Source organism: Variovorax paradoxus (genome assembly GCF_040544635.1).
GTDB classification, from domain to species: Bacteria; Pseudomonadota; Gammaproteobacteria; order Burkholderiales; family Burkholderiaceae_C; genus Variovorax; species Variovorax paradoxus_R.
Genome location: NZ_JBEPKJ010000001.1, coordinates 462,410 through 487,057 on the forward strand (window position 1 = coordinate 462,410; position 24,648 = coordinate 487,057).

General features: G+C 66.8%; 28 protein-coding genes. 11 read left to right on the forward strand and 17 right to left on the reverse strand.

Annotated elements, in window-relative coordinates:
- Positions 1-16 precede the first annotated feature (16 nt).
- Entirely contained in the window at positions 17-907 is an 891-nt protein-coding gene (locus ABIC94_RS02270) for a CsgG/HfaB family protein (protein WP_354371012.1), read from the forward strand.
- Positions 908-982: 75 nt separating this feature from the next.
- Here ABIC94_RS02270 and ABIC94_RS02275 read toward each other — a convergent pair whose 3' ends face one another.
- Complete coding sequence (locus tag ABIC94_RS02275) at positions 983-2,407, reverse strand: FAD-binding oxidoreductase (protein ID WP_354371014.1); 1,425 nt, start codon at positions 2,405-2,407, stop codon at positions 983-985.
- Between the two features lie 85 nt (positions 2,408-2,492).
- Here ABIC94_RS02275 and ABIC94_RS02280 point away from each other — a divergent pair, with 85 nt between their 5' ends.
- From ABIC94_RS02280 to ABIC94_RS02295, 4 genes are all read left to right on the forward strand, one after another.
- Positions 2,493-2,993 carry a DinB family protein gene (locus ABIC94_RS02280; protein ID WP_354371016.1) on the forward strand — a complete coding sequence of 167 codons (501 nt, stop codon included), beginning with the start codon at positions 2,493-2,495 and terminating at the stop codon, positions 2,991-2,993.
- A gap of 19 nt (positions 2,994-3,012) precedes the next feature.
- Positions 3,013-3,606 (forward strand): cob(I)yrinic acid a,c-diamide adenosyltransferase, encoded by a 594-nt coding sequence (locus ABIC94_RS02285; RefSeq protein WP_258503190.1) that lies wholly within the window; start codon positions 3,013-3,015, stop codon positions 3,604-3,606.
- Positions 3,603-3,959: a hypothetical protein gene (locus tag ABIC94_RS02290; RefSeq protein ID WP_354371019.1), complete on the forward strand. Its 357-nt coding sequence runs from the start codon at positions 3,603-3,605 to the stop codon at positions 3,957-3,959. Before ABIC94_RS02285 ends, ABIC94_RS02290 begins: the two co-directional genes overlap by 4 nt.
- A 194-nt stretch (positions 3,960-4,153) precedes the next feature.
- The gene (locus ABIC94_RS02295; protein ID WP_354371021.1) at positions 4,154-4,672 is read left to right on the forward strand and encodes a class IV adenylate cyclase; all 519 of its coding nucleotides are present in this window, start codon (positions 4,154-4,156) and stop codon (positions 4,670-4,672) included.
- 9 nt (positions 4,673-4,681) lie between these two features.
- On the opposite strand, the gene ABIC94_RS02300 is transcribed toward ABIC94_RS02295, so the two are convergent.
- Positions 4,682-5,320: a GDSL-type esterase/lipase family protein gene (locus ABIC94_RS02300; RefSeq protein WP_354371023.1), complete on the reverse strand. Its 639-nt coding sequence runs from the start codon at positions 5,318-5,320 to the stop codon at positions 4,682-4,684.
- Between the two features lie 51 nt (positions 5,321-5,371).
- Positions 5,372-5,554, reverse strand: coding sequence for a hypothetical protein (locus ABIC94_RS02305; RefSeq protein WP_354371025.1), 183 nt, complete (start codon positions 5,552-5,554; stop codon positions 5,372-5,374).
- A 221-nt stretch (positions 5,555-5,775) separates the two neighbouring features.
- Here ABIC94_RS02305 and ABIC94_RS02310 point away from each other — a divergent pair, with 221 nt between their 5' ends.
- A complete protein-coding gene (locus ABIC94_RS02310; RefSeq protein ID WP_354371027.1) occupies positions 5,776-6,216 on the forward strand; it encodes an RcnB family protein in 441 nt (146 codons plus the stop codon).
- Positions 6,217-6,309: 93 nt separating this feature from the next.
- Here the strand turns inward: ABIC94_RS02310 and ABIC94_RS02315 are convergent, their stop codons facing one another.
- Together ABIC94_RS02315 and ABIC94_RS02320 are read right to left on the reverse strand one after the other, a co-directional pair.
- Positions 6,310-6,570: a hypothetical protein gene (locus ABIC94_RS02315; protein ID WP_354371029.1), complete on the reverse strand. Its 261-nt coding sequence runs from the start codon at positions 6,568-6,570 to the stop codon at positions 6,310-6,312.
- Positions 6,571-6,684: 114 nt separating this feature from the next.
- A complete protein-coding gene (locus ABIC94_RS02320) occupies positions 6,685-7,629 on the reverse strand; it encodes a CysB family HTH-type transcriptional regulator (RefSeq protein WP_354371031.1) in 945 nt (314 codons plus the stop codon).
- Between the two features lie 206 nt (positions 7,630-7,835).
- Between ABIC94_RS02320 and ABIC94_RS02325 the strand changes: the two genes are divergently transcribed.
- Both ABIC94_RS02325 and ABIC94_RS02330 read left to right on the forward strand, forming a co-directional pair.
- Positions 7,836-8,438 carry a TetR/AcrR family transcriptional regulator gene (locus ABIC94_RS02325; RefSeq protein ID WP_354371033.1) on the forward strand — a complete coding sequence of 201 codons (603 nt, stop codon included), beginning with the start codon at positions 7,836-7,838 and terminating at the stop codon, positions 8,436-8,438.
- A gap of 211 nt (positions 8,439-8,649) precedes the next feature.
- Complete coding sequence (locus ABIC94_RS02330) at positions 8,650-9,579, forward strand: alpha/beta hydrolase (protein ID WP_354371035.1); 930 nt, start codon at positions 8,650-8,652, stop codon at positions 9,577-9,579.
- A 45-nt stretch (positions 9,580-9,624) separates the two neighbouring features.
- Here ABIC94_RS02330 and minE read toward each other — a convergent pair whose 3' ends face one another.
- The 5 genes from minE to ABIC94_RS02355 form a co-directional block, all read right to left on the reverse strand.
- Complete coding sequence (gene minE, locus ABIC94_RS02335) at positions 9,625-9,903, reverse strand: cell division topological specificity factor MinE (protein ID WP_126746603.1); 279 nt, start codon at positions 9,901-9,903, stop codon at positions 9,625-9,627.
- A gap of 3 nt (positions 9,904-9,906) precedes the next feature.
- A complete protein-coding gene (gene minD / locus ABIC94_RS02340) occupies positions 9,907-10,722 on the reverse strand; it encodes a septum site-determining protein MinD (protein WP_354371037.1) in 816 nt (271 codons plus the stop codon).
- A gap of 56 nt (positions 10,723-10,778) precedes the next feature.
- Positions 10,779-11,555: a septum site-determining protein MinC gene (gene minC, locus ABIC94_RS02345; protein ID WP_354371039.1), complete on the reverse strand. Its 777-nt coding sequence runs from the start codon at positions 11,553-11,555 to the stop codon at positions 10,779-10,781.
- Between the two features lie 121 nt (positions 11,556-11,676).
- Entirely contained in the window at positions 11,677-12,963 is a 1,287-nt protein-coding gene (locus tag ABIC94_RS02350; protein ID WP_354371041.1) for a solute carrier family 23 protein, read from the reverse strand.
- 122 nt (positions 12,964-13,085) lie between these two features.
- Complete coding sequence (locus tag ABIC94_RS02355; RefSeq protein WP_354371043.1) at positions 13,086-13,508, reverse strand: hotdog fold thioesterase; 423 nt, start codon at positions 13,506-13,508, stop codon at positions 13,086-13,088.
- Positions 13,509-13,592: 84 nt separating this feature from the next.
- Between ABIC94_RS02355 and ABIC94_RS02360 the strand changes: the two genes are divergently transcribed.
- Positions 13,593-14,936: a hypothetical protein gene (locus tag ABIC94_RS02360; RefSeq protein ID WP_354371045.1), complete on the forward strand. Its 1,344-nt coding sequence runs from the start codon at positions 13,593-13,595 to the stop codon at positions 14,934-14,936.
- 58 nt (positions 14,937-14,994) lie between these two features.
- Here the strand turns inward: ABIC94_RS02360 and ABIC94_RS02365 are convergent, their stop codons facing one another.
- The 4 genes from ABIC94_RS02365 to ABIC94_RS02380 form a co-directional block, all read right to left on the reverse strand.
- Positions 14,995-16,803: a feruloyl-CoA synthase gene (locus ABIC94_RS02365; RefSeq protein ID WP_354371047.1), complete on the reverse strand. Its 1,809-nt coding sequence runs from the start codon at positions 16,801-16,803 to the stop codon at positions 14,995-14,997.
- A 94-nt stretch (positions 16,804-16,897) separates the two neighbouring features.
- Positions 16,898-17,839 carry a 3-hydroxyacyl-CoA dehydrogenase NAD-binding domain-containing protein gene (locus ABIC94_RS02370; protein ID WP_354371049.1) on the reverse strand — a complete coding sequence of 314 codons (942 nt, stop codon included), beginning with the start codon at positions 17,837-17,839 and terminating at the stop codon, positions 16,898-16,900.
- A 10-nt stretch (positions 17,840-17,849) separates the two neighbouring features.
- Complete coding sequence (locus ABIC94_RS02375) at positions 17,850-18,842, reverse strand: Bug family tripartite tricarboxylate transporter substrate binding protein (RefSeq protein ID WP_354371051.1); 993 nt, start codon at positions 18,840-18,842, stop codon at positions 17,850-17,852.
- Positions 18,843-18,904: 62 nt separating this feature from the next.
- Positions 18,905-19,828, reverse strand: a complete 924-nt coding sequence (locus ABIC94_RS02380; RefSeq protein ID WP_354371052.1) for a 3-keto-5-aminohexanoate cleavage protein — start codon at positions 19,826-19,828, stop codon at positions 18,905-18,907.
- Between the two features lie 145 nt (positions 19,829-19,973).
- On the opposite strand from ABIC94_RS02380, the gene ABIC94_RS02385 reads away from it, so the two are divergent.
- Positions 19,974-20,681: a Crp/Fnr family transcriptional regulator gene (locus ABIC94_RS02385; protein WP_354371054.1), complete on the forward strand. Its 708-nt coding sequence runs from the start codon at positions 19,974-19,976 to the stop codon at positions 20,679-20,681.
- Positions 20,682-20,700: 19 nt separating this feature from the next.
- Here the strand turns inward: ABIC94_RS02385 and ABIC94_RS02390 are convergent, their stop codons facing one another.
- Both ABIC94_RS02390 and ABIC94_RS02395 read right to left on the reverse strand, forming a co-directional pair.
- The gene (locus ABIC94_RS02390) at positions 20,701-20,925 is read right to left on the reverse strand and encodes a tautomerase family protein (RefSeq protein WP_157611192.1); all 225 of its coding nucleotides are present in this window, start codon (positions 20,923-20,925) and stop codon (positions 20,701-20,703) included.
- A gap of 35 nt (positions 20,926-20,960) precedes the next feature.
- Positions 20,961-21,704, reverse strand: coding sequence for an SDR family NAD(P)-dependent oxidoreductase (locus ABIC94_RS02395; protein WP_354371057.1), 744 nt, complete (start codon positions 21,702-21,704; stop codon positions 20,961-20,963).
- Between the two features lie 106 nt (positions 21,705-21,810).
- Here ABIC94_RS02395 and ABIC94_RS02400 point away from each other — a divergent pair, with 106 nt between their 5' ends.
- The gene (locus ABIC94_RS02400) at positions 21,811-22,722 is read left to right on the forward strand and encodes a LysR family transcriptional regulator (RefSeq protein ID WP_354371059.1); all 912 of its coding nucleotides are present in this window, start codon (positions 21,811-21,813) and stop codon (positions 22,720-22,722) included.
- A gap of 4 nt (positions 22,723-22,726) precedes the next feature.
- On the opposite strand, the gene ABIC94_RS02405 is transcribed toward ABIC94_RS02400, so the two are convergent.
- The gene (locus tag ABIC94_RS02405; RefSeq protein ID WP_354371060.1) at positions 22,727-24,646 is read right to left on the reverse strand and encodes a tannase/feruloyl esterase family alpha/beta hydrolase; all 1,920 of its coding nucleotides are present in this window, start codon (positions 24,644-24,646) and stop codon (positions 22,727-22,729) included.
- Positions 24,647-24,648 lie beyond the last annotated feature (2 nt).

Consider the following 24,648-nt stretch of genomic DNA (forward strand, 5'->3'; position numbering starts at 1 on the left):
GGAGAGGGAGTCCATCATGAAGATTACAAAGTTTCCGGTCACGGCCGTGGCCGTGGGCGCACTGCTGCTGACCGGCTGCGCAACCACCGACATGCAGATGGGCAGCCAGTCCGCCAAGACCATGGCCACGGGCAGCGCCGCCGGCTCGGCGACCGCCGGCGAAAGCGGCCAGCTCGAGCGCTGCGAATCGCCGCTCGGCACCGTCTCGCTGATCGAGAACGTGAACTCCGGCTGGTACACCATCCTTACCGGCGAATACCGCCTGCCGCCCACGGCCAACCTGCTGCGCCTGCTGGTGCAGCAATCGAACTGCTTCGTGGTGGTCGAGCGCGGCGCGGCCGGCATGAATGCCATGACGCGCGAACGCGCATTGCAGCAGTCGGGCGAAATGCGCGGCGGCAGCAACTTCGGACGCGGCCAGATGGTGGCTTCCGACTACGGGCTTTCGCCGGAAATCGTGTTCAGCAACAGCGATGCGGGCGGCATTGGCGGTGCGTTGGGCGGCCTGGTGGGCGGCGGCCGTGGCCGTGCCCTGGCGGCCGTTGGCGGCAGCATGCAGACCAAGGAAGCCAGCGCACTGTTGACGCTCATCGACAATCGTTCGGGCGTGCAGGTGGCTGCTTCGGAAGGCAGCGCTTCCAAGACCGACTTTGGCGCTTTCGGTGCGGCGTTCGGCGGCCGTGCCGCCGGCGGGCTCGGCGGCTATACCAACACGGCGCAAGGCAAGGTGATTGCCGCGGCGTTCATGGACGCCTTCAACCAGATGGTCCGCTCGCTGCGCAACTACAAGGCACAGACGGTGCGCGGCCAGGGTCTCGGCGGCGGTGGCCGGTTGGGTGTGGACGGCGGCGCTGCGCCATCGCAGACCTCGGCACCCGCGGAGCAACCGGCCCGCCGCCGCAGGTAACTCGCGGAAGTTGCCAATAAAAAAGCCCGGCGGCTCGCAAGAGCCCCGGGCTTTTTTATCGGGTCCTCGAACAGATCAGAGCGCGAAGATCTTTCCGGGATTCATGATGTTCTTGGGATCGAGCGCGCGCTTGATCGTGCGCATCATGTCGATGGCACCCACGCCTGCTTCCGTCACCAGGAAGTCCATCTTGTGCAGCCCCACGCCGTGCTCGCCGGTGCAGGTGCCTTCGAGCGCCAGCGCGCGGCTCACCAGGTCGTGGTTGAGCTTCTCGGCCTTCACGCGCTCTTCGGGAATGTTCGGGTCGAGCAGGTAGCCGAAATGGAAATTGCCGTCGCCCACGTGGCCCACGAGGAAGTAGGGGATGCCGCTGGCATCGGCCTCGGCCACCGAGTCGAGCAGGCAGTCGGCCAGGCGCGAAATGGGCACGCAGGTGTCGGTGGAGATCACGCGGCAGCCGGGGCGCGACTGCACGGCCGCAAAGTAGCTGTTGTGCCGCGCGGTCCACAGGCGGGTGCGCTCTTCCGGCGTGCTGGCCCATTCGAAGGCGTTGCCGCCGTGGCCGCTTGCGAGTTCCTGTACGGTCTCGGCCTGTTCCTTCACGCCGGCCGGCGAGCCGTGGAATTCCATCAGCAGCATCGGCTCTTCGCGCAGGTTGAGCTTGGCGTAGGCGTTCACCATGCGCACCGTGTTGACGTCGATGAGTTCCACGCGCGCAATCGGCACGCCGAGCTGAATGGTTTCGATGGTGGTACGCACCGCGGCTTCGATGCTCGGGAACGAGCAGATCGCGGCGGATACGGCTTCGGGCAGCGGGTAGATGCGCAGCGTGACCTCGGTCACCACGCCCAGCGTGCCTTCGCTGCCCACCATCAGGCGCGTGAGGTCATAGCCGGCGGAAGATTTCTTGGCGCGCGTGCCGGTGCGAATGACCTCGCCGCTGGCCGTGACCACCTCGAGTGCCAGCACGTTCTCGCGCATGGTGCCGTAGCGCACCGCGTTCGTGCCGCTCGCGCGCGTGGCTGTCATGCCGCCGATGGAGGCGTCCGCACCCGGATCGATGGGGAAGAACAGGCCCGTGCTCTTGATCTCTTCGTTGAGCTGCTTGCGCGTGACACCGGGCTGCACCGTGACCGTGAGGTCGTCGGCGTTGACCGACAGCACCTTGTTCATGCGCGACACGTCGATGCTGATGCCGCCCTGCACCGCCAGCAGATGGCCTTCGAGCGATGAACCCACGCCGAAGGGAATGACCGGCACGCTGTGCTCGCTCGCGAGTTTCACGGCATCGGCCACGTCCTGCGTGCTCTCGGCAAATACCACGGCCGAAGGGGGCGGGGCGTCGAACGACGACTCGTCGCGGCCATGCTGCGTGCGCACCGCCATGGCCGTGGAACAGTTGGCGCCGAAGCGCGCCTTCAGCCCGTCGATGAGGCTGTCGGGCACGTCGCGCAGATGAAGCTCCGGCAGCAGGTGCGAGGTTTGAGTCGGGGCGTTCATCGGGCGTCTCCTGGGATGAAATGGGTGCGGGGGCTTTGTTCGGTCATTTTACGGAGCGAGCACCATAATGCGCTTCGGAAAAGCCATGAACCCTACGACGCTCGCTGCCCTTGCGGCATTTCCTTCGCTGCTCGAAGCCCACTACGCGATCATTCCTGAGGCGTACCGCCACTGGGCCCCGCCATCGTGGGAGGGCGTGCCCAGCGAGGCCTTCACGGCCATCGAGCAGCTTTGCCATGTGCGCGACATCGAGATCGAGGGCTACCACGTGCGTTTTCGCCGCACGCTGGAAGAAAACAATCCGACACTGGCATCGATCGACAGCGAGCCGCTCGCCATCGAACGCGCCTACGGCAAGGCCGACGCGGCACAGGTGCTGGCCGAGTTCCGCATCGCACGCACGCGGACCATGGAAATCATCTCGCAGCTGAGCGACGCGCAACTCGCGCGCACGGCCGTGTTCGAGGGCTATGGGCCGCTCACCATGCGCAGCCTGATTCACTACCTTTGCAGTCACGACCAGCAACATCTTGCGGGTCTGCAGTGGCTGCTCGGGAAGATCGACGCGTCGACAGTCGCTACATAAACACAAAGCAGGAGCGCCCATGGGCAACCGACTTTCACAGATCGCCACCCGCACCGGCGACGACGGCACCACAGGCCTCGGCGACAACACCCGCGTGCCCAAGGACCATCTGCGCGTGCATGCAATGGGCGACGTGGACGAACTCAACTCGCAGATCGGCCTGCTGCTGTGCGAGCCCATGCCAGAGCCCGTGCGCGAACTGCTGGTCGACGTGCAGCACCAGCTCTTCAACCTCGGCGGCGAGCTTTCGATGCCGGGCTACACGCTGCTGAAGGCCGATGCGCTGCTGCAGCTCGACAACGCGCTGGCCGAGCACAACGCCGCCTTGCCGCGCCTCGCTGAATTCATTCTGCCGGCAGGCACGCGCGCGGCCTCGCTGGCGCACGTGTGCCGCACGGTGGCGCGCCGGGCCGAGCGTGCGGTGGTGGCGCTCGGCGCAACGGCCGAACTCAACGACGCACTGCGGCAATATCTCAACAGGCTCAGCGACCTGCTTTTTGTGCTCGCACGTGTGCTCAACCGCATGAACGGCGGCGACGACGTGTACTGGAAGAGCGAGCGCATGGCGCGTGCTGCGGCCGCCGATGCCAAAGACGAAGGAAGCCCATCATGAAGAAGATGCATGCCCACGCCCTTGCCGTTGCTGCAGCAACGGCCCTGCTGCTGCCCATGCCCGCCGTGCATGCGCAAAGCGCGGACAACCCGCCCAAGGCAGAGCCCGCCCACACGCTCAAGCCGCCGCCGCGCAACAGCAAGGTCGTGAGCGGCGTGCAGCGCGGCACCAATGCCGCAGGCCGCGGCATCGACCGCGCCGAAGGCGCGACACGGCGCGGGGTCAACAACGTGTCGGAAAAAGCCAGCCGGCCGGTGCGCAACGTGGGCGAATCTTTCGGACGCAAGCTCGCGCCGGGGTCCAGTGGGCGCGCAGCACCGCCGCCTGTGGGACCACAAGGCAACGCGCCCTGATTGAAGCTCCTTCTGGAGCGGCTTTGGCTTGATGGGTTGTGCGATGCGCTTTGTTCAGGGCACGCACCCGCCGACGGGGGACATTCGCGGAGGGGAGTACCCGGTGGCCTTTGCACGCGCCCTGAACAACAACACCCCGAACAAAGGCGCTTGAACAAGAAAGCCCCCGAACCCTCAAAAACAGCGAGACAGAGATGGCAAGAAACATAGAGATCAAGGCCCGCATCGACAGCGTGGAACGCGTGGCACTCATTGCCGCGAAGCTCGCCGACTCAGGCCCCGTCGAAATCGCACAAGACGAGACCTTCTTCCACTGCGGGAACAGCGCCGACCGCCTGAAGCTGCGTACCTTCGCGCCCGACCGTGCCGAGCTGATCTTCTATCGCCGCGCGAACAGCAGCGGCCCGAAGGAATCGTTCTACCTGATCTCGCCCACCACCACGCCCGACACCTTGCGCGAATCGCTCACGCTCGCCTGGGGCCAGGCCGGCCGCGTGCGCAAGCAGCGGCGGCTGTTCATCGTGGGCCGCACGCGCGTGCACCTCGACCGTGTCGAAGGGCTTGGCGAGTTTCTCGAACTCGAGGTGGTGCTGAAAGATGATGAGCCCGCCGAGGCCGGTGCGGCGGAAGCACATGCGCTCATGACGCAACTGGGCATTGCGTCCGACCAGCTCGTGCAGGGCGCCTACGTCGACCTGCTGCAGGCCGCCTGAGCCTCGCTGTCAGCGCCAGCCCGCGGCCTTGAGCTGCTCCGCGAGCTGTTGTGCAACCCGGGCATAGCCCTCGGCATTGGCATGGATGCGGTCGGAGCGCAGCGATGCGTCCGACAGCACGCTCGAATACACATTGGCCACGAGCAGCGCCTGCCCCGACTTCGCGATTTCCTCGTAGAACGGGGCATCGCTGAGCGAACCGACGGCCGCGCGCATGGCGTCGGGCGCCGGCGTGGCCAGCAGCGCAACGTAGGGCGTGTGCGCACGGGCCTGGCTGACGAGGGAGGCGAGGTTTTCGCGCGTGGCAGAGGGCGACACGCCGCGCAGCATGTCGTTGCCACCTATACCGATCAGGATGGCGTCGTAGCTGCCCGCGGCCAGTAGCGCCGTCAGGCGTTCCAGCGCCCCGGCCGAGGTGTCGCCATTGAGGCCTTCGTTCTCGATCTGCCAGCCGGTGAGCTCACCCAGCTTCACCGGCCATGCCGCACTGGGCGGTGCGCCGTAGCCGAAGGTCAGGCTGTCGCCCAGCGCGAGCACGCGGGCATCCGGCTTCAACGCGGCGGCGGACGGCTTGCGCTTGCCGCAGGCGGCCAGGAGGGCGGCTGCGGGCACACCGGCCAGCAGGTGGAGGAGGTGTCGTCGCTTCATGCTGCGCGCGAGCTTAAACGCAGTCTAGGAATGCGAACTGCGCCGCCCTATTCAATCGGGACGTTTGAAGAACCTGTACAGGCCGGCAACCACCATGACGGCGCCCAAGAACGCGACGGCCGTCTGGCCGCCCTCGTAGCCGCCCACGCCAGCAGGCGGGCCCGCCATGAACCACCTCAGGAGCATGCCTCCACCCCAAAGAACGCCGATGGCACCGATGATCTTGTCGCGCATAGTGATTTGATGGCGCCTCCAACGCCCGATGGTCTGTATGCGCATTGTCCCCAAAGCCTCAGACCCGCCGCAAATCAGCTTCGCAAAGCCCCGTATTGAAGGACAACACGCCGCCCCGATACCAGCGCTTACCTCATTTCACCTGACGGCGACCTGATGTGTTCCGAGCAGACACAAGCGCCACTGACAATGGACTCGTCATCAACACGAAGGAGTTCCAGATGATCATCAAGTCAAAGAGCATGGCCGTCGCTGCTGCGGCGCTCGCGATGTGCATGGCCGCGGGAAGCGCCTTCGCACAAGACCGTGGCCACGATCGCGGTCATGACCGCGGTGACGATCGAGGCAATGGCCGCTATGAACAAAAGCATCGTGAGTTCGATCGGCACGACAACCGGCGCAGCGACCGCTACAGCCGTGAAGACTATCGGCCGGGCCGCCAGTTCGATCGCCGTGGCTACCCCCAGCCGCATGCCGAATGGCGCCGCGGTGGACGCGTGCCCAACGAGTACCGTGGCCGCAACTACGTGGTGAACGACTATCGCGCCTACCAGCTGCAGGCACCGCCCCGTGGCTACCAGTGGGTGGGTGTGGGCGGCGACTATGTGCTCGCAGCCATTGCCACTGGCCTGATCGCCCAGATCATCGTGGGCAACCAGTAAGGCGCCAGGCGCCCAGCAGGCCGCTACGCGCAGGCTTGAAGACCGCCGCAGGGTTTCTGCGGCGGTCTTTTGTTTTTGTGGGGAGCGAAGCTCTCAGGCTGCCACGGTGGGCAGCGACTGGGCGCACACATTGCGCCCCGTGATGGTGAGCCTCAAGCCGCCGCCGTGCCATTCGAGCCAGTTAAGGCTCACATACGCGTCGATGTCGCTGTCGTCGATGCGGTCGGCCTGGCGGCTCTGCAGCAACTCCACGGTGGCGGGCAATGCCCGTCTCAGTCGCTCGCGCCGTTCGGCGGCGTCGGCGGCCTTCAGGGCGGCCCTGGTTTGCTGTTGCTGCTGCGGGGTCGATGCCATTGCTGATCCGTTCCGGGAAGCCAAGGAATTAACCCGAATGTACGCTCCCTGTGTGAAGCGGCATGCTTCTTTTTCAAACCTGTTGCTGCAAGCGTCGAATACGTTGCATCCGCGCTAGATTTCGTAGTGCGACCCCTTCGCTTCGCCGCCCAGAGCCTTTTCGACGACGGCTCGCGTCAAGGTGGGTGCGAACGATTCGATGAACGCATAGACGTACTTGCGCAGATAGTTGCCGCGTCGCACCGCGAGCTTGGTCAGGTTGATGCCGAACAAGCGGCCCGCATCGAGCGCGCGCAGCTGCGTGTCGCGTTCGGTTTCGTAGGCCACGCCCGCGACGATGCCCACGCCCATGCCCAGTTGCACGTAGGTCTTGATCACGTCGGCGTCCATGGCGGCCAGCACGATGTTCGGCGCGAGACCGCGCTGTGCAAAGGCCTCGTCGATGCGCGAGCGCCCGGTAAAGCCGGTGTCGTAGGTGATGAGCGGATAGCGCGTCAGCGCCTCGAGCGTCAGCGGTGCATCGAGCAGCGCATGGCCCGGCGGCACCACCACGGAGTGCGTCCAGCGGTAGCAGGGCAGGGCGACCAGCTGGGGATAGTCGCCGAGCGCTTCCGTTGCAATGCCCACGTCGGCCTCGCCGTCGATCAGCATCTGCGCAATCTGCTTGGGCGAGCCCTGGTGCAGGTGCAGCTTTACGTTGGGAAATTGCGCGCGAAATTCCTGCACCGCCACCGGCATGGCATAGCGCGCCTGCGAATGCGTGGCCGCCACCGACAACAACCCGCTTTGCTGCGCCACGAACTCCTGCCCCGCATGCCGCAGGTTGCTGCTCTCCATCAGCATGCGTTCGATGATCGGCAGCACATGGCCGCCCGGCTCCGTAAGCCCGGTAAGCCGCTTGCCCGCACGCACGAAGAGCTCGATGCCCAGTTCTTCCTCCAGCTCGCGGATCTGCCGGCTCACGCCCGGCTGGGAGGTGTGCAGCGTGTTGGCGACTTCGGTCAGGTTGAAGCCGCAACGAACGGCCTCGCGTACCGAGCGCAGTTGTTGGAAGTTCATCTGGCGCGAAGGGATCCGGGAGAGGAAGGGGAGGGAAGACGGTGACAGGCCCTGGAGAGGGCCGCCCGGCGATTCTCGGCAGAAGCGCTTATGCGGGGAACGATGCGTTTGTTGGTTTCACATGAGCAAATCATCTTTGCCGGCCAGCGCTTGCTGGAAGCGCGGGTCGATTTGCAATTTCGCACGATTGTGCTAAAGTTCGATTCATGGACGCCAAGACCCAGAAAAGCGAACTCACCCGCACAGCCATCATCGGTGCGGCGATGGACCTCGCCCTGACCGATGGCCTGGAAGCCATCACGCTCCAGGCCGTGGCCAGCCGCCTGGCGCTCTCCAAGAGCGGCGTGTTCTCCCGCGTGGGCTCGCGCGAGGCGTTGCAGAAGGCGGTGATCGAAGAGTACGGCCGCCGCTTCCTTGCCGACGTGTTCGTGCCCGCCATGCAAAAGCCCAAGGGCCTTGCACGGCTCAACGACATCGTCGACCGCTGGATCGCCCGCACCCGCGACATCGAAGCCGAAACCGGCTGCATCTACACGGCGGGCGCGTTCGAGTACGACGACCGCGAAGGCGAGCTGCGCGACCTGCTGTTCAGCGAGGTCACGCGCTGGCGCGCCGCGCTGCGCCGTACCGTGCTGCAGGCGGTGGAAACCGGCGAGTTCCGGGCCGACACCGATGCCGCGCAGGTGGTCAGCGAAATCAACGGCGTCATCATCGGCCTCCTGCATGACGCGCGCTTTCTGCGCGATCCACAAGCCGCCGACCGCGCCATGCGCACCTGGCAGCGGCTTCTTTCCAGCTACCGCGCCTGAGCCATCGGGCGGGCCGTTCGTTTCTTTCGTCATTCTTTGAATTAATTTCGCACAACCGTGCGATAAAAAGGAGCAGCACCATGCTGATCATTGCCCTCTGCCTCGTTGTCTATGTCGCCGCCATCGGCGCCGAAACCGTCCGCGATGCGCTGCGCAGCCTGCCGCGCAGCAACGACGACTGGGTCTGGTTCTGAACGCGGGAGCCCATTGAATGACAAGCACCAGCAGTACCTCATCGTCCGCGGCAGCACATACCGCGCAATCGAACTACTACCGCCCCAGCCGCCTGATGCGCGCAGTGCGCCTCGGCCTGACCACTTCGGAGCGCCTTTGGCCCGCATTGGGCGTGCGTGCGGCCCATCGCATCTTCGGCACGCCGCTGCCGCTCAAGTGGCTCTACCGCGCGCAGGCACCCGGCGCAGGATGGCGGCGCGAAGGCTGGAGCTTCGAGAACGCGAGCCTCGGGCTCTATCACCTCGCCACGCAGGATTCAGGCGCCGAATCCGCGCCCGTCGTGCTGCTGGTGCACGGCTGGGGCGGGCATGCGGGCCAGATGCTGACGCTGGCGGAGGCTATTGCCGGTGCGGGCCTGCGGCCGGTGCTGCTCGAGCTGCCGGCCCATGGCCGGAGCGCCGGCATGATGAGCAACGCGCCGCAGTTCGCCCGTGCCATCTCGTACGTGGTGGCAAGGCTCGTGGCGGACGGCCATACCCTTCGCGCCGCTGTGGCGCATTCGATGGGCGCCAACGCGCTCGGCGTAGCCGCCGCGCAGGGCCTGCGCGCGGAGCGGCTGGTGCTGCTCGCACCTCCGGCGTCGGCGCGCGAATTCACGCGCTACTTCACGCACACCTTCGGGCTGAGCGAGAAGACGCGGCTCGCCATGCAGCGGCTGTTCGAGGCGCAGGAAGGCTTCTTGATGGCGCAGCTCGAACCGGCCGCCGTGGGGCCGCGCATCGTGCAGCCGACGCTCATCGTGCATGACCGCGACGACCGCGTGAACCGGTTCGCCGATGCGGAGGCCTACCGCGATGCGATCAAGGGGGCGCAGCTGTTGGCCACGCAGGGGCTGGGGCACCGCCGCATCCTCAAGGAGGAGGGCGTGATCCAGCAGGTGACGCGCTTCATTGCGCGTGGGGACTGACCGAAAGCCAGAGGCGGTGTGGGCTGGGCCGCCCGCCTGCCGCGCTCAGCGCGCCGGCGTGGGCGAGGCGTCGGGCAGTTCGATCTTGATGTCGAGCACTTCCAGGTCGTCCTGCTTTTCCAGGTGAACCTTGATGTCCTCGGCATTGATCTTCACGTATTTCGAAATCACCGCCATCAGCTCGCGCTGGAGGTCGGGCAGGTAGTCGGGGCGCTTCTTGCCGCTGAGGCTGGACCGCTCGTGCGCGAGGATGATCTGCAGCCGCTCTTTGGCGACGCTGGCCGTCTTCTTCTTTTCGCCGAGCAGGAACGAGAAAAAGGACATGGCCTACTTGCCTCCGAAAATTCGCTTGAAGAAGCCCGGCTTTTCCGCGTCGACGAAACGCATCGGCTTGTCTTCGCCCAGGAAGCGTGCCACTACGTCGCTGTAGGCCTTGGCCACGTCGGTTTCCTTGTCGTGGATGGCGGGCACGCCCTGGTTGGACGCCTGCAGCACGCTTTCGGATTCGGGAATGACGCCGATCAGCTTGATGCGCAGGATGTCCTGGATGTCTTCCAGCGAAAGCATCTGGCCGCCGGCCACGCGGTTGGGGTTGTAGCGGGTGATCAGCAGGTGCTCCTTGATGGGGTCGCCGCCTTCCTTCGCCCGCTTGGTCTTGCTGCTCAGCATGCCCAGGATGCGGTCGGAGTCGCGCACCGAGGATACCTCGGGGTTGGTCACCACCAGTGCCTCGTCGGCAAAGTGCATGGCCATCATCGCGCCGGTTTCGATGCCCGCGGGCGAGTCGCACACGATGTAGTCGAAGTCCATGGCGGCCAGGTCGTTCAGCACCTTTTCCACGCCTTCTTGCGTCAGGGCTTCCTTGTCGCGCGTCTGCGAGGCAGCCAGCACGAAGAGGTTGTCGCACTGCTTGTCCTTGATGAGCGCCTGGCTCAGGTTGGCTTCGCCCTGGATCACGTTGATCAGGTCGTACACCACGCGGCGCTCGCAGCCCATGATCAGGTCGAGGTTGCGCAGGCCCACGTCGAAGTCGATCACCGCCGTCTTCTTGCCCGCGAGCGCGAGGCCCGACGCAAAGCTGGCGCTCGTCGTGGTCTTGCCGACGCCGCCCTTGCCTGAGGTCACCACCACAATTTTGGCCATGGCCATTCCTTCTTGTTTCGATTCGGTTGTTGGTTTTTAAGATTCGCCGCGGCCCGTCAGGGAATCGCGTCGATCACTAGTTTTTTGCCGTCCAGGCGTATTTGCGCAGGCTTGCCGAGCACGGGGTCCGGCAGCGCCACTTCGTTGGTGCGATAGATGCCCGCAATGGCCACGAGCTGCGCTTCCATGCAGGTCGAGAAGATGCGCGCCTCGGTATTGCCCCGCGCGCCGGCAATCGCCTTGCCCCGCAGCGGTGCATACACGTGCACGTTGCCGTCGGCGATGACTTCGGCGCCGAAGCTCACCACCGCGGTTACCACCACGTCCCCGCCACGGGCGTAGACCTGCTGGCCCGAGCGCAGCGGCTTGTCGATCACCAGGGTGCCGTTGGCCGGTACCGGCACTTCACGCACGATTTGTGGCGCGTCGCTGGCGGGCGCTGGCGCGGCGGCCGGCGGTGCCGGGGAACGCGGCGCGGGCGCCACCGGCATGGCCGTCAGCGAGAGGCCGGCGGCGCGGGCCGCGGCATTCTGGGCGTCGTTGCCCCCGCGCACCGCAATGGGTTGCGTCTGGTGGCGCGCCAGAAGGCCGCGCAGCGCCGCGAAGTCGAGCTCGGCGGGTTCCTCGCCGCTCTCTTCGTCGGGCTGCAGCTGCGAGAGATCGATGACCACCGGCTCCTGCTCGAAGAAATCGGGCGAGTCGGCCAGCTGGGCATCGAGGGCCTCGGCCAGCACGGCCAGGTCGGCCGTCTTGAGGATCACTGCAATCAGCGGCAGCGTGGCGCTTTTGAATTCGAAAACCGCCTTGGTGCGCGCGGCGGAGACATCGGCCATTGGAAAACGTCGGTGCGAAAAGCGTTGGAGTCTAACGGGCGCGGGCTTCGGGCCGGCGACCGGCCCCCGCATCAATCACCCGCCACAACACTTCTTGCACGACGTTTCACTTTTAAAAGGCTCAGGCGTTGCGCGATCGGCCCAGCAGTGCGTAAAGAATGATCGCGCCGAAAGTGGCAGTTCCGATGCCGCCGAGAGCGAAGTCGCCGAACTTCAAGGTGAAGTCCGCGGTGCCGATGATCAACGTGATCGCGGCCACGATCAGGTTCTTGTTCTGCGAGAAGTCGACCCGGTTGTCGACCCAGATCTTGGCGCCCGCAATGGCAATGAGGCCGAACACCACGATGCTCACGCCGCCCATCACCGGCAGGGGAATCGCCTGGATCAGCGCGCCGAACTTGGGGCTGAAGCCGAGCACCAGCGCAATGACCGCCGCCACCACGAACACCGCCGTCGAATAGATGCGCGTGGCCGCCATCACGCCGATGTTCTCGGCATAGGTGGTCACGCCGGTACCGCCCGCGGCGCCGCTCACCACCGTGGCAATGCCGTCGCCGATGAAGGCGCGGCCGATGTAGGGGTCGAGGTTGCGGCCCGTCATGGCCGTGACGGCCTTCAGGTGGCCGAGGTTTTCCGCCACCAGGATGATCGCCACCGGGGCGATCAGCAGCATGGCATTGGCCGTGAACACCGGTACTGTGAAGGTCGGCAAGCCGAACCAGGCCGCGTTGGCGATGCCGCTCAGGTCCACCGGCTTGCCCAGGCCCATGCCGTTGGTCAACGCCGCATAGACCACCGTGGCCAGGATGAGCCCGACCAGGATCAACAGGCGCTGCAGCATGCCGCGCGTGAACACCGCCACCAGCCCCACGCAAAGAAAGGTCACGGCCTGCATCCAGGCGTCGAAGTTGCCGGCCGCCATGTTCTTGACCGGCACGCTCGCCAGGTTGAGCCCGATCACCGCCACCACGGCGCCGGTGACCACCGGCGGCATGAAGCGCTCGATCCACCCGGTGCCCACGGCCTGCACGATGGCGCCGATGAGGATGTAGATCACCCCGCAGGCCACGATGCCGCCCAACGCCACTGCGATGTTGGCGTTGGGCCCCTTGCCCGCATAGCCGGTGGCCGCGATGACCACGCCGATGAACGCGAAGCTCGAGCCCAGGTAGCTGGGCACCTTGCCGCCCGTCACCAGGAAGAAGATGAGCGTGCCGATGCCGCTCATCAGGATCGCGATGTTCGGGTTGAAGCCCATGAGGATGGGCGCCAGCACCGTGGCGCCGAACATCGCGATGACGTGCTGCACGCCCATGGCGCCGGTCTGCAGCCAGGGCAGGCGTTCGTCGGGCGCGACCACGCTGCCCTCGGTGGCGGCGACTTCGCGCCAGCTGAATAGATTGCTCATGAGTTGTTATCTCCTCGGTAGTTATGTGCCTGGTGGGCTTCTTCCGGCCGCTTATTGGGCCCTTTTCCGGCCGCTTCTCCCGGCCCGCTGCCGCCCGGGTCCCGGGCGGATTTCTTCTTTCGCTAGCGCTGCGGCAGCACCGCCATTGTGATGCGCGAGACGCAGGTCAAGTCGCCCGCGTCGTTGGTCATGTCGATCTGCCACACCTGCGTGGTGCGCCCGCGGTGCACCGGCCGCGCGGTGCCCGTGACCCAGCCGCTGGTGGCGGCGCGGATGTGGTTGGCGTTGATGTCCAGGCCCACGGCCCGGTCGCCCTCCGGGGCCGAGTAGTGCGCGCCGCAGGAGCCCAGCGTTTCGGCCAGCACCACCGACACCCCGCCGTGCAGGATGCCGTAGGGCTGGCGGGTGCGCTCGTCCACCGGCACGCGGGCGCGGATGAAGTCGTCGCCCACCTCCAGAAACTCCATGCCCAGCGTGGAAACGGCGGTGCCCACGTGGTTGCGGGTCAGCTCTTCGACCGAGATGTCTTTCTTCCAGATGCGCATTCGTTTTCTCCGGTACGGGTGTTCCGGAAACTATAGCGATGGCGGCTGACAACGGCAGTCGCCTTTGCGTGCTACCTTGCCGCGATGAAGCACCTCCTCAGAACCTGGCTTGCCGGCATTGCCGCGGTCCTGCTGCTCGGGGCCGGCGCACTGGTGTGGGTGGTGAGCACCCGCTTGCCCAGCGACGAAGAGGTGGCCGTGCGGATTTCCGAAGCCTTCGAGAAGCGCTTCGGCGTCGGCCTGAAGGTGGGCGGTGCCCATTGGGCGCTGCTGCCGTCGCCGGTGCTCGTGCTTTCCAGCGTTGCTACCGACCAGCCCCGCCCGATTACTTTGCGCCGCATCACCGTCCAGCTCAAGCTCAGGGAGTTGCTGCTGCGCCGGGTCATCGCCATCGACGAGGCCGAGATCGAAAGCCTGGTGCTGCCGCGCGAGTCGGTGCGCGCGTTTCGCGGCAAGGCCCCCAAGCCGAACGAGGGCGGCAACATCGTCGCGCTGCCCGCACCGTGGACGCTGGCACCCGTTCCGCTCGAAAAGGTGCGCTGGCGCGACGTGGTGTGGATCGACCGGCGAGACATCGCGCTGGCCTATGACGGCGAGATCAGCTTCGAAGCCAACTGGCGTCCGCGCCAGGCGCGGGTCGAGCGCGCCGGGGCGTCGCCTCCGGCCCGGCTGCGCCTGGACCGCGCCGCCGGACAGGACCGCTGGCGCACCCGCATCGACGTGGGCGGCGGCACGTGGAACGGCGTCACCCTGTTCGAGGCGCTGCCGGATGACAGACTGCGCGTGTCGGCCGAACTCGAGCCGCGGCAGGTCGACATCGAAGGCCTGGTGCAGGCCTTCGGCCGGCGCACCGCCGTGGCCGGCAAGGTTTCCGGCTATTCCAGGCTGGTGGCCGAGGCCGGCGACGTGGGCGCGCTGATTCGCAGCCTTCATACCCGCACCACCTTCTCGGTGCGGCCCGCAACGCTCACCGGCCTGGACCTTGCCAAGACGGTGCTCACCGCGGGCACCGACCGCAGCGGCACCACGCCGCTCGACGAGCTCACGGGCACTCTCGACACCCAGGGCACCGAAGAGGGCATCGTGCTGCGCTACACCGGCCTCAAGGCGCGCTCGGGCGTGCTCACCGCCAGCGGCAACCTGAAGTCCTTCAACCGCAAGCTGGATGGGGACGTGGCGGTCGACCTCGTCGATGGCGTGGTGGGCATGCCGCTCAAGATCGGCGGCACCGCCAGCAACCCCGAGATCTCGCTGACCGGCGGCGCGCTGGCCGGCGCGGCGGTCGGCACCGCGGTGCTACCGGGCGTGGGCACGGCGATCGGCGCGCGTGTGGGGCAGCAGGTGGAAAAGCTGTTCGGCGCCGAACCGCCCGCGAAGAAGAAAAAGGCCCCGCCTCCGCGGACCACCAAGCCACCGGCGGTGCGCTGACCTGGCGCGGGGCCTCTCCTGCGGCGCTTCAAGCCGGTTCAAACCGGCTCCACACGTTTCAATCGCGCGGGCGTATCACCTGCAAGTCGTGGTGCGCGCCGGCATGCAACCGTGCCACGTCGGCCGCGCGCCGCGTGAGCACCGCGCGTTGGTTGATGTAGCCCTTGTCGGTGATCTCGCCCGCGTCCAGGTTCGGCGGCTCGGTGAGCACCAGCGCGCGCGCTGGGCATTGCGAAGAACCCGCGCCCTCGTCGCGCAGGGTGCGCAGCACGTCGGCGATCCGCGTCGCCAGGGCCTGAGGCGCGGCCTGCGGGCCGGGAAAGACCAGCAAGCCGATCTCGTCGCGGTCATGGCCCGTGAGCACCAGGTCCTGCACATGCGGCGCCAGCATCGACACCAGCTTGACGCGCAGCGTGCCCACCGAAACCCAGGTACCGCTGGAGAGCTTGAAGTCTTCGGCCACGCGGCCGTTGAAGATCACGCCCTGCGCGGGCTCGGCGGGATTCGCAAGAAAGCCCGCGTCGCCGATGCGGTAGTAGCCTTCTTCATCGAATGCCTCCGCCGTTTCGCGCGGCGCATGGCGATAACCCGGGAACACCGACACGCCCTTGACGCGCATCTCGAGCTTGCTGCCGTTGGGCACGAACTTGAGTTCGAGCCCCGGGAGCGGTGCGCCGATGCAGCCCGCGCCGTCCAGCTTCCAGTGCGCGGAAGTGATGGCGGGCGATGTCTCGGTTGCACCCCACGAGGTGGTGAGCCACAGCGGGCGCTCGGGCCGCACGCGCTTGGCCACGGCTTCGAGCCGCTGCCAGGTCGAGGGCGCGAGCGCCGCGGCCGCATAGAAGGCCAGCCGCAGGCGCGAGAACACCTCGGCGGCAAGCGCATCGCCGGCTTCGAGAAAAGGCAGCAGCATGTCGAAGCCGCGCGGCACGTTGAACAGCAGCGTGGGCTTCACCTCGCGCAGGTTGCGCACCGTCTTTTCGATGAGCCCGGGCGCGGGCCGGCCCTCGTCGATGTAGAGCGCGCCGCCGTGGCACAGCACCATGTTCAGGTTGTGGTTGGCGCCGAAGGTGTGGCTCCAGGGCAGCCAGTCGACCAGCACCGGCTTTTCCTGCGTGAGGAAACGCCAGGTCTGCGCCATCATCTGCTGGTTGGCGCACAGCATGCGGTGCGTGTTGATCACCACCTTGGGCTTGCCGGTGGAACCTGAAGTCAGCAGGTATTTGGCGTGGGTGTCGGGCAGCACGGCTTCGTAGGCCTGCATCACGGCCGGCGTTTCGCTGGCCTGCAGCAGGTGCGCGAAGGGCAGGGCGCCGGCGTGCGCGTCGGCATTGCGGCTGAACACGGCAACCGCCTCCACGCCGCAGCCCGCGAGCGCACCGCCGTACACCTTGGCATCCGATGCATAGATCAATGCCGGTTGCAGCGCCTGCAGCATGCCGTGCAGCCGCGACGGATCTTTCGCCATGCGCGAATACGCGCTCGAGAGGGAGCACGCCGTGCGGCCGATATGCATTGCCGCGAGCATCAGCACCACATGGTCGATCGCGTTGTCCGAAAGGATGGCGATGGGCTTGCCCGCCGGCAGCTCCAGGTCGAGCAGCGCCTGCGCCACCGCGCCCACGGCTTGGCGCAGCGCGCGGTAGTCGAGCTTGCGCCAGCTTTCGCCGCTCTCGTCGCGTTCCGCGAAAGCCAGCGCATCGGGCGTTTCGCGCGCCCAGCGCTCGATCCATTCGCCGATGCAGCGTGCATAGGGCTTGAGCGCCATCGGCGAACGCAGCGCGAAGGAGCCATCGTCGAAGTCGATGCGCACCGTGCGGGGCGGGGCGATCTGGCTTTCGTCCAGGAGGAAGTTGTCGTCGGTCATATGCGGTCGCTGCCGGGCCGCCCCAAAGCGAACCGCGCCTCCCCCACGGGGGGTGGCGAAGCACACGAAGTGGCAAGCCGGGGGGCAGTCATTTCTAGTCGAGTCTGCCGGTATCGGCTTTGGCGCGAATCAGGTTCAACAGCAGGATGTCGCGGGCGGCTTCGAGGTCGGCCACGCGCCGCGAACCCAGTTCTTCGGCCACGCCCTTGGCCACCTTCTCTTTGAGTTCTTCCGTCATCGACGGTGCGCCGAGGTCTTTCCACCAGTCCTCGATCGGCCCGCCCAGATGCGCGAGCACATGTTCGATGCCGCCCGCGCCACCCGAGAGGTGCAGGTTCATGAACGGCCCCATCACCGCCCAGCGCAGGCCGGGGCCGTGCGCAATGGCGGTGTCGATGTCGGCCACGCTGGCCACGCCTTCGTTGACCAGGTGAAAGGCTTCGCGCCACAGCGCGGCCTGCAGCCGGTTCGCGATGTGGCCCTTGACCTCGCGCTTCACGTGGATCGGCCGCTTGCCGATGGCCGCATAGAAGGCCATCGTGCGTTCGATGGTCCCGGCCGAGGTGCGTTCGCCGCCGACCACTTCCACCAGCGGAATCAGGTGCGGCGGGTTGAACGGATGGCCCAGCACCACGCGTTCCGGGTGCTTGCACTCGGCCTGCACCGCGCTGATGGCGAGCCCCGAGGAACTCGACGCCAGGATGGCGTGGGCCGGCGCGGCTTCGTCCATGCGCCGGAACAGGTCGATCTTGAAGTCCAGCCGCTCGGGGCCGCTCTCCTGGACGAAGTCGGCTTGCGCCACCGCGTCCTCCAGCTGTGCGTGAAAGCGCAGCCGCCCGGCCGACGCGCCCGCGGCCAGGCCGAAGCGTTCGAGCGTCGGCCAGTGCGCGGCCACGGCGGCGCGCAGGCGCGCCTCGGCCTCGGGCGAGGGATCGGTGGCCTCCACGTCCAGTCCTTTCGCCAGGAAAAAGGCGGCCCAGCTGGCGCCGATGACGCCGGTGGCGACCACCGCCACGCGTTTCGGAGTCGGTTCCATCCGCATGGCCTCAGGAGTCTGCTGTGAAGCCGATCTTCTTCACCAGCGGACCCCAGCGGTCAGCTTCGGCCCGCTGCGAGCGCGCCATTTCCTCGGCCGTGGAGCCCTGGGCAATCAGGCCCACCACGGCCAGGCTGTCCGTCACCACCTTTTCCTTGATGGCCGCGTTGATCGCCGCATTGGCCGTTGCCACCACGCTGGCGGGCGTCTTGGCCGGTGCATAGAAGCCGAACCACTCCTCGGTGGTCAGCTCCCCGAAGCCCTGTTCGGCAAAGGTCGGCACTTCCGGCGAGAAGGGCGAGCGCGCCTTGCCCGAGGTGGCCAGCAGCCGCAGCTTGCCGGCCTTGTGGTTGGGAATGAAGTCGCCGCTGGGGGTGACCATGGCGGCGATCTGCCCGCCCACCACGTCGGTCACGCCGGGAATGGAGCCGCGGTAGGGCACGTGCTTCAGCTCGACCCCGTTGTTCAGGCCCAGCAGCGCGCCGATGAAATGCGGCGTCGAGCCGGCCGCCGGCGAGCCGTAGCTGGCCTGGTTCGGGTTGGCCTTGGCCCAGGCCAGGAAGTCTTTGACCGTGCGCACCTCGGGCGGCACCAGCGGTCCGACCGCCAGGCCGTGGTGCATGACGGCGGCAATCGACACCGGCACGAAATCCTTGCTCGGGTCGTAGCTGAGCTTGCTGTAGATGTGCGGGTAGATCGAGGTGCACGAGAACGGCGACAGCGCCAGCACGCTGCCGTCGGCCGGCGCGCTCTTGAGGGTTTCCAGCGCAATGCGGCCGCCGGCGCCCGGCTTGTTCTCGACCACGGCCATGTTGCGGGTATAGGCCGAGCCCGCGAGCTTTTCGCCCACGCGGCGCGCCACGCTGTCGCCGGCGCTGCCGGCCGGAAAGCCGTAGTAGATCTTGACCTGCTCGAGCGCCTGGGCCAGCGCGGCCAGCGGCGAGAGGGCGCCCAGCGCAGTGGCTGCGCCCAGCGTGTGGAGGAAGTGGCGGCGGGTGTTCATGGGATGTCTCCTGTTTTTCTGCCGAGGTTTCTGGCGGGTTTCTGCGGGATTGATCGGCCGCTTCAGCGCGGCGCGAATTCGGGACGCGGGCCACCTCTGCGGGGGAGCCCCATCATGGACCTTGCTTCGGCCGGTGTGGCAACTTCCATATCGAGCTCGCGGATAACGCGCACGATGCGTTCGGTCAGCTGCACGTTGGTGGCGAGCTCGCCGTGGCGGAAATAAAGGTTGTCTTCCAGCCCCACGCGCGCATGCCCGCCCAGCAGCAGCGCCGTCACGTTGGCTTCGAGCTGCGAGGTGCCGATGCCGCTCACGCCGAAGATGCTGCCCTTGGGCAAGGTGTCGACCATCATCTGCAGGAAGCGCGGCGAGTACGGCATCGCGTTCTGGAAGTTGCGGTGCACGTTCATCACCAGGTTGATGAAGTAGGGCTCGTCGTCGTGGCCTTCTTCGATCAGCGTGGTCGTGTCCTGCAGGATGTGCGTGGGGCTGAACACCTCCCACTCGGGCTTGATGCCGCGCGCCTTCATGCCGGCGGCGAGTTCGCGGCCGCGGGTAATGGGCGTGTCCATCAGGATCTGCTTGCCCTCGAAGCTCAGGTTCAGCGTGGTGGCGTCCAGCGTGCACATCTCGGCGCCGGCGTCCATGCCCTTGATGCGCTCTTCCCAGGCAATTTCCCAGCGGTCGCCCGCCAGCGGCTTCACCATGTCGCCGTGCACGCCGCCGCCCGTGGAGTTGTTGATGACGATGTCGCAGCCGCCCGCGCGGATGCGGCTGTTGATGTCGCGGTACACGTCGGCGTCGCAGGTGGCGCCGTCGTCCTGGCGGCGTGCGTGGATGGCCGCCACGCTGGCGCCGGCGTTCCAGCAGCGCAGCACGTCGGCCGCGATTTCGTCGGGCTGGGTGGGGAGGTGGGGGTTCTGCGACTTGTGCGCCATGCCGCCGGTGGGGGCGATGGTCACGATCACTTTGCGCTTCGACGACATGCTCCGGGTCTCCTGGTGTCTTCGTTCATGAGGGGCGCGCTATTATTTTTTGGAGGGGCAGGCACACTCAGTCATTGCGACGACATTTGGAGTCAGGGTTTACGCGGCGCGGCCCCATTTCCACGCCATCAGGAGCTTTCTTTTCATGTCCACGACGAAGCCGGCCATCAAGGCGGCATCGCTGACGGTTCCACAGCTGCTTCAGCGCTCGGCCTGGTTTCCGCTGCTCGACGAAGCGGCGCGCGAGCGCGTGCTCGACGAAATCCGCGAGGTCGAAGTCGCGGCCGGCGCCGCGCTGTGCCGTCGCGGCGATACGCCGCTGCACTGGTACGGCACGCTCGAAGGCTTGCTCAAGTGGTCCATTACCTCCAGCGACGGCCGCTCGGTCACCTTCGGGGGGCTCTCGGTCGGCTGCTGGTTCGGCGAAGGCACGCTGCTGCGCGCCGCTCCGCGATCGGCCGACGTCATTGCGCTGCGGCCCAGCCGTGTGGCCCAAATACCGCTGGAGACTTTCGAGTGGCTGCACCGCACGCAGCGCGGCTTCGATCACTTTCTGCTGCAGCAGCTCAACGAGCGGCTGCACTGGTTCATGGGCAACTACGCGGCGCACCGGCTGCTCGACGCAGACAGCTTGGTGGCCCGCGCGCTGGCGGGGCTGTTCCATCCGTGGCTGTATCCGGGCAGCGAGCTGCATCTGCAGACCTCGCAGGAGGAGATCGCCAATCTTTCGGGGGTGTCGCGGCAGCGGTGCAATGCGGCGTTGAACCGGCTGAAGGAAGCCGGGTTCTTGCGCATCGAGTACGGCGGCATCACCGTGATCGACCTGGAAGGGCTGCGGCGGTTCATCGAATAGGCGCGCCGCGCCGGAACCTTCACTTCGCCGGCTTCGCCTTTTCCGCCAACCGCTTGCGGTACTCGGTCGTCGTCAGGCCTGCGAAGCCCCAGTCGTCGGTATCGATCTCCTCGATGACGATGTGCGTCCATTCGGGCGGCTTGTTCAGCACGCGTTCAAGCGTTTCCGTGAACTCGGCGATGACCTGGGTTTTCTGTTCGCGCGTGACGCCGTCGCGGGTGATCTTCAGGTTGATGAAAGGCATGGTGTGCTCCTTGGATGGATGGATGAACGAGGGGGTTACCACTTGCCCGTGCTCATGCCGCCGTCCACCGGCAGCACCACGCCCGTCGTGAAATCGGCGTTCGTGAGGTAGAGCACCGCGTCGGCGATCTCGCGCACCTGCGCGATGCGGCCCGAGGGCGACAGGCCGTTGAGAAAGCCGTGCTGCTCGGGCGTGTACAGCGGCGTGTCGACGATGCCGGGCGCCACTGCATTCACCTTGACGTTGTGCGGCGCAAGCTCGAGCGCCAGCGCCCGGGTCGCGGCGTTGATGCCGCCCTTGATCAGCACCGGCAGCAGGGCCGGCACCTGCTGGTTCGGCTGCAGCGCGATGCTCGCGGTGATGTTCACGATGTGGCCCCGGCGGCGCGCGACCATGTGCTTCGCGGCGGCCTGCGAGGCGTAGACGAAGCCCTTGAGGTTGGTGGCCACCAGCTGGTCCAGCTCTTCCTCGGTGTACTCGACGAAGGGCTTGGCGTTGAAGATGCCCGCGTTGTTGATGAGCACGTCGACGTGGCCGAAGCGCTCCACGGCGCGGTCGATGAGCTGCTGCGCGGTCGCGCGCTGGCCGATGTCGCCGGCGACGCCGAGAAAGCGCGCCGGGTTGCCGAGCTGCTTTGCCGTGGCCGCGAGCCGCTCGTCGGTGCGTGCATTGGCGACCACGTTGAAGCCGCGTTCGAGGTAGGCCTCGGCCAGGCCCAGCCCGATGCCGCTCGAGGCGCCGGTGATGACGACCGTGGATGAAGTGCTGCTGTCTTGCATGTCGGGTTCTCCAGAAGTTGATGACGTGGGGAGAACTGTATTGATGACGCAGACATAGATAAATCACTAGACTCGCACTTCAATTGATACATGAGGTAATCAAACCATGCAACGGCAGTTCGGCGACATCCTTCTGGGCAGCATCGAGTTGTTTTGCCTCGCGGCGGAAACGGGCGGCTTCACGTCGGCGGCGCTCGCGGCGGGCGTGACACCGGCGGCCGTGAGCCGCTCGATCTCGCGGCTCGAGAAGCGGCTGGGCCTGCGCCTGTTCGTGCGCACCACGCGCAGCGTGCGGCTCACCGACGCGGGCCGCTCCTACTTCGCGCAATGCCGCCAGGCGCTCGCACAGCTCGCCGAGGCCGAGCGAGAGGTCATGGGCCAGCAGGCGCAGCCTTCGGGCACGCTGCGCATCAGCGTGCCCACCACCTACGGCCACCACCGCATCCTGCCGCTGCTGCCGGCGTTCCGCGAACGCTTTCCCGACATCCGGCTGCACGTGCACCTGAGCAACCGCAACATCGACTTCGTCGAAGAGGGCTACGACATGGCCGTGCGTGTGCGCGCCCAGCCCGACTCCACACTGATCGCGCGGCACCTGGAAGATGCCGGCCTGGTCGTGGTCGCCACCCGCAAGTACCTGAAGAAGGCCGGCACGCCGCGCACGCTGGACGACCTTGCCGCGCACGAGTGCATCCAGTTCGAGCTGCCCAGCAGCGGCCGCCGCATCTCATGGCTCTTCAAGGAGAACGGCAAGGACCGCGAGGTCTTCGCCGATAGCGCCTACAGCTGCTCCGACGACGTGCTCGGCGGCGTCACGCTTGCCAAGAGCGACGCCGGGCTCTTCCAGACCTACCGCTTCGTGGTGGAAAAAGAGTTGGCCGACGGCACGCTCGTCGAAGTGCTCAAGCCCTTTGCCGGTCGCTCGCGCCCCTACACGTTGCTGTATCCGGACGGGCGCCACGTGCCGCTGCGCATGCGGGTGTTCATCGATTTCCTGATGGCGCAGCGGCCGGGCTGAAGGCTCAGCGGCAGGCGAAGCTGGCTGCCGCCTTCACATCGCCGCCAAGGTACGCAAGCTTCTTCGGATAGGTGCACAGCGGCCGTGCGAGCGATTTGTCCGTGTTCTGCAGCACGAGGTTGTCGGGCGCCACGCCTTTCTCGACCCAATCGGTCAGCGCGGCGAACAACTGGTTCGGTGCCGGCAGCGGTGGGTTCGCCGCGGGGCTCACGCCGGCCAGACCGTTCACGGAGCCCACGCCCGCGCAGTGCCCCATCGCCGGAATCTCGACATAGCGGTAGAACTTCTGCGTCTCATCGATGCCGCCCATCGCCTTGGCCGCGCGCTCGTAGTAGTTGGCCGTGCCCGAGTTCGGGATCAGCTGGTCGGCCAGGCCGTGATACGTCAGCAGCTTGGCTCCGCGGTCGCGGAACCTGGCGAGGTCGGGGTTGTCGGCGTTGATGTTCGCGAAGGCCGCTTGCAGCGCCTTGCCGCGATCGCTGGCGTTGGCCAGTTGTGCATACGACAGCGCCTTCCAGTTGTTCGCGCCGTTGCCTGTTGCATTGATGAAATCGGGCGTCGCAATCGTCGGGTCTTGCAGGTTCAGCGCCACCTGGTGCGCCGCAATCGGAAACGGGTTGGGCACGCCGCCCGTGGAATCCGCGAGCGAGAACCCCGGCATGCCGGGGCTGTTGAGCGCGGTGCCGCGCGTGAGGCCATACCAGAGCTGGCCCGACGCCAGCGTGCTGCCGTAGCCAATGTCGCTTGCGGGCACGGGTGCGCTGCCGTCGCGCGTCTGGCCGTACCAGATCTTGTTGACGGCCTGCGCCTGCACGGTCGTCAGGCAGGCGGCCGTTGCATTGCTGCCGCCGCTGCCGGTGCACAGCACGGCGGTGTCCTGCGTGGGGTCGTACTTGCAGGCGGCGGGGTCGCTGATGAAGCCTTCATGCTGGCCGGTGAGCGTGCTGTCGCAGGCACTCACCGCGGCGGACGACACCAGCGTCATCTGATCTGGCGTGAGCGGCGTGCCGCCGAGGTCGCGCTGCATCACGACCTGGGGGTACAGCTCGGCGGTGATGAAGGTGGTCCAGTTGATCGCGCTGTTGCCCGCCAGGATGCCGTCGAAATCGTCGGGGTTCACCTGCGCCTGCATGTGGCCCTGCCGGCCGCCGGTCGAGCAGCCGTCCCAATAGGCGTACTTTGCGTCGCGCTGGTAGAAGCCGGCCGCGAGCGCCTTGGTCTTCACGGCCATCTCGTGGATGCCGCGGCTCGCGAAGTCGGTCCAGAGCGTGGTGTTGATGGTGCCGTCGGGGTTCATTGCAAACGAGCCGTCCACCACGGGGATGGGCGATTTCGATGCATGCCCCGCATCGGTGACTGCGCTCACCGAACCTTCGCCCGCCGCAATCGCGGCCGCGCCGGCCCCGCCGATCTGCGTCTTGGCGCTGATGCCCGCATCGCCCACGAAGCCGCCGCCGCCGAGCACGCGCAGGCGGTTGTTCCATTTGGCCGTTGCGGGTAGCCACACCTCGATGCCGATGCCCGGCGAGGTCGATGGCGCGTCCGCAGGCCCCGCATGGCCCGGCCCCACATTGAGCTTGACCATGCACACGTCGCTGGCCGCCACGTTGCCCGAGGTCGTGCCGTCCAGGTTCAGGTCATCGCCCTGCTTGAACTGCTTCACCACGGTGACGGTGGTGTTCGCATCGGGTTTGAACGCGGTCTTCAGGCTTTCGTCGCAGGCCAGCGCCGTGGGCGTTGTGGGGCCTGCGGGCGGCGGCGATGTGGGAATGAAAGGCAGCGAGGGCCCCGAGGAGCCGCTGCCGCCGCACGCCGTGAGCGCCGCGGCGGCGCACATGCCCATGCACAGGGCGGCCAGTGCCGGGGCCGCGGTGCGGGAAGGGGTTCGCGGGTTTTGTCCGGGGCGCAGGGTCGTTCGGGGCATCT

Coding starts and splice junctions, on each gene's coding strand:
- ABIC94_RS02270 (WP_354371012.1), top strand. CDS start 17: ATGAAGATTACAAAGTTTCCGGTCACGGCCGTGGCCGTGGGCGCACTG.
- ABIC94_RS02275 (WP_354371014.1), bottom strand. CDS start 2,407: ATGAACGCCCCGACTCAAACCTCGCACCTGCTGCCGGAGCTTCATCTG.
- ABIC94_RS02280 (WP_354371016.1), top strand. CDS start 2,493: ATGAACCCTACGACGCTCGCTGCCCTTGCGGCATTTCCTTCGCTGCTC.
- ABIC94_RS02285 (WP_258503190.1), top strand. CDS start 3,013: ATGGGCAACCGACTTTCACAGATCGCCACCCGCACCGGCGACGACGGC.
- ABIC94_RS02290 (WP_354371019.1), top strand. CDS start 3,603: ATGAAGAAGATGCATGCCCACGCCCTTGCCGTTGCTGCAGCAACGGCC.
- ABIC94_RS02295 (WP_354371021.1), top strand. CDS start 4,154: ATGGCAAGAAACATAGAGATCAAGGCCCGCATCGACAGCGTGGAACGC.
- ABIC94_RS02300 (WP_354371023.1), bottom strand. CDS start 5,320: ATGAAGCGACGACACCTCCTCCACCTGCTGGCCGGTGTGCCCGCAGCC.
- ABIC94_RS02305 (WP_354371025.1), bottom strand. CDS start 5,554: ATGCGCGACAAGATCATCGGTGCCATCGGCGTTCTTTGGGGTGGAGGC.
- ABIC94_RS02310 (WP_354371027.1), top strand. CDS start 5,776: ATGATCATCAAGTCAAAGAGCATGGCCGTCGCTGCTGCGGCGCTCGCG.
- ABIC94_RS02315 (WP_354371029.1), bottom strand. CDS start 6,570: ATGGCATCGACCCCGCAGCAGCAACAGCAAACCAGGGCCGCCCTGAAG.
- ABIC94_RS02320 (WP_354371031.1), bottom strand. CDS start 7,629: ATGAACTTCCAACAACTGCGCTCGGTACGCGAGGCCGTTCGTTGCGGC.
- ABIC94_RS02325 (WP_354371033.1), top strand. CDS start 7,836: ATGGACGCCAAGACCCAGAAAAGCGAACTCACCCGCACAGCCATCATC.
- ABIC94_RS02330 (WP_354371035.1), top strand. CDS start 8,650: ATGACAAGCACCAGCAGTACCTCATCGTCCGCGGCAGCACATACCGCG.
- minE (WP_126746603.1), bottom strand. CDS start 9,903: ATGTCCTTTTTCTCGTTCCTGCTCGGCGAAAAGAAGAAGACGGCCAGC.
- minD (WP_354371037.1), bottom strand. CDS start 10,722: ATGGCCAAAATTGTGGTGGTGACCTCAGGCAAGGGCGGCGTCGGCAAG.
- minC (WP_354371039.1), bottom strand. CDS start 11,555: ATGGCCGATGTCTCCGCCGCGCGCACCAAGGCGGTTTTCGAATTCAAA.
- ABIC94_RS02350 (WP_354371041.1), bottom strand. CDS start 12,963: ATGAGCAATCTATTCAGCTGGCGCGAAGTCGCCGCCACCGAGGGCAGC.
- ABIC94_RS02355 (WP_354371043.1), bottom strand. CDS start 13,508: ATGCGCATCTGGAAGAAAGACATCTCGGTCGAAGAGCTGACCCGCAAC.
- ABIC94_RS02360 (WP_354371045.1), top strand. CDS start 13,593: ATGAAGCACCTCCTCAGAACCTGGCTTGCCGGCATTGCCGCGGTCCTG.
- ABIC94_RS02365 (WP_354371047.1), bottom strand. CDS start 16,803: ATGACCGACGACAACTTCCTCCTGGACGAAAGCCAGATCGCCCCGCCC.
- ABIC94_RS02370 (WP_354371049.1), bottom strand. CDS start 17,839: ATGGAACCGACTCCGAAACGCGTGGCGGTGGTCGCCACCGGCGTCATC.
- ABIC94_RS02375 (WP_354371051.1), bottom strand. CDS start 18,842: ATGAACACCCGCCGCCACTTCCTCCACACGCTGGGCGCAGCCACTGCG.
- ABIC94_RS02380 (WP_354371052.1), bottom strand. CDS start 19,828: ATGTCGTCGAAGCGCAAAGTGATCGTGACCATCGCCCCCACCGGCGGC.
- ABIC94_RS02385 (WP_354371054.1), top strand. CDS start 19,974: ATGTCCACGACGAAGCCGGCCATCAAGGCGGCATCGCTGACGGTTCCA.
- ABIC94_RS02390 (WP_157611192.1), bottom strand. CDS start 20,925: ATGCCTTTCATCAACCTGAAGATCACCCGCGACGGCGTCACGCGCGAA.
- ABIC94_RS02395 (WP_354371057.1), bottom strand. CDS start 21,704: ATGCAAGACAGCAGCACTTCATCCACGGTCGTCATCACCGGCGCCTCG.
- ABIC94_RS02400 (WP_354371059.1), top strand. CDS start 21,811: ATGCAACGGCAGTTCGGCGACATCCTTCTGGGCAGCATCGAGTTGTTT.
- ABIC94_RS02405 (WP_354371060.1), bottom strand. CDS start 24,646: ATGCCCCGAACGACCCTGCGCCCCGGACAAAACCCGCGAACCCCTTCC.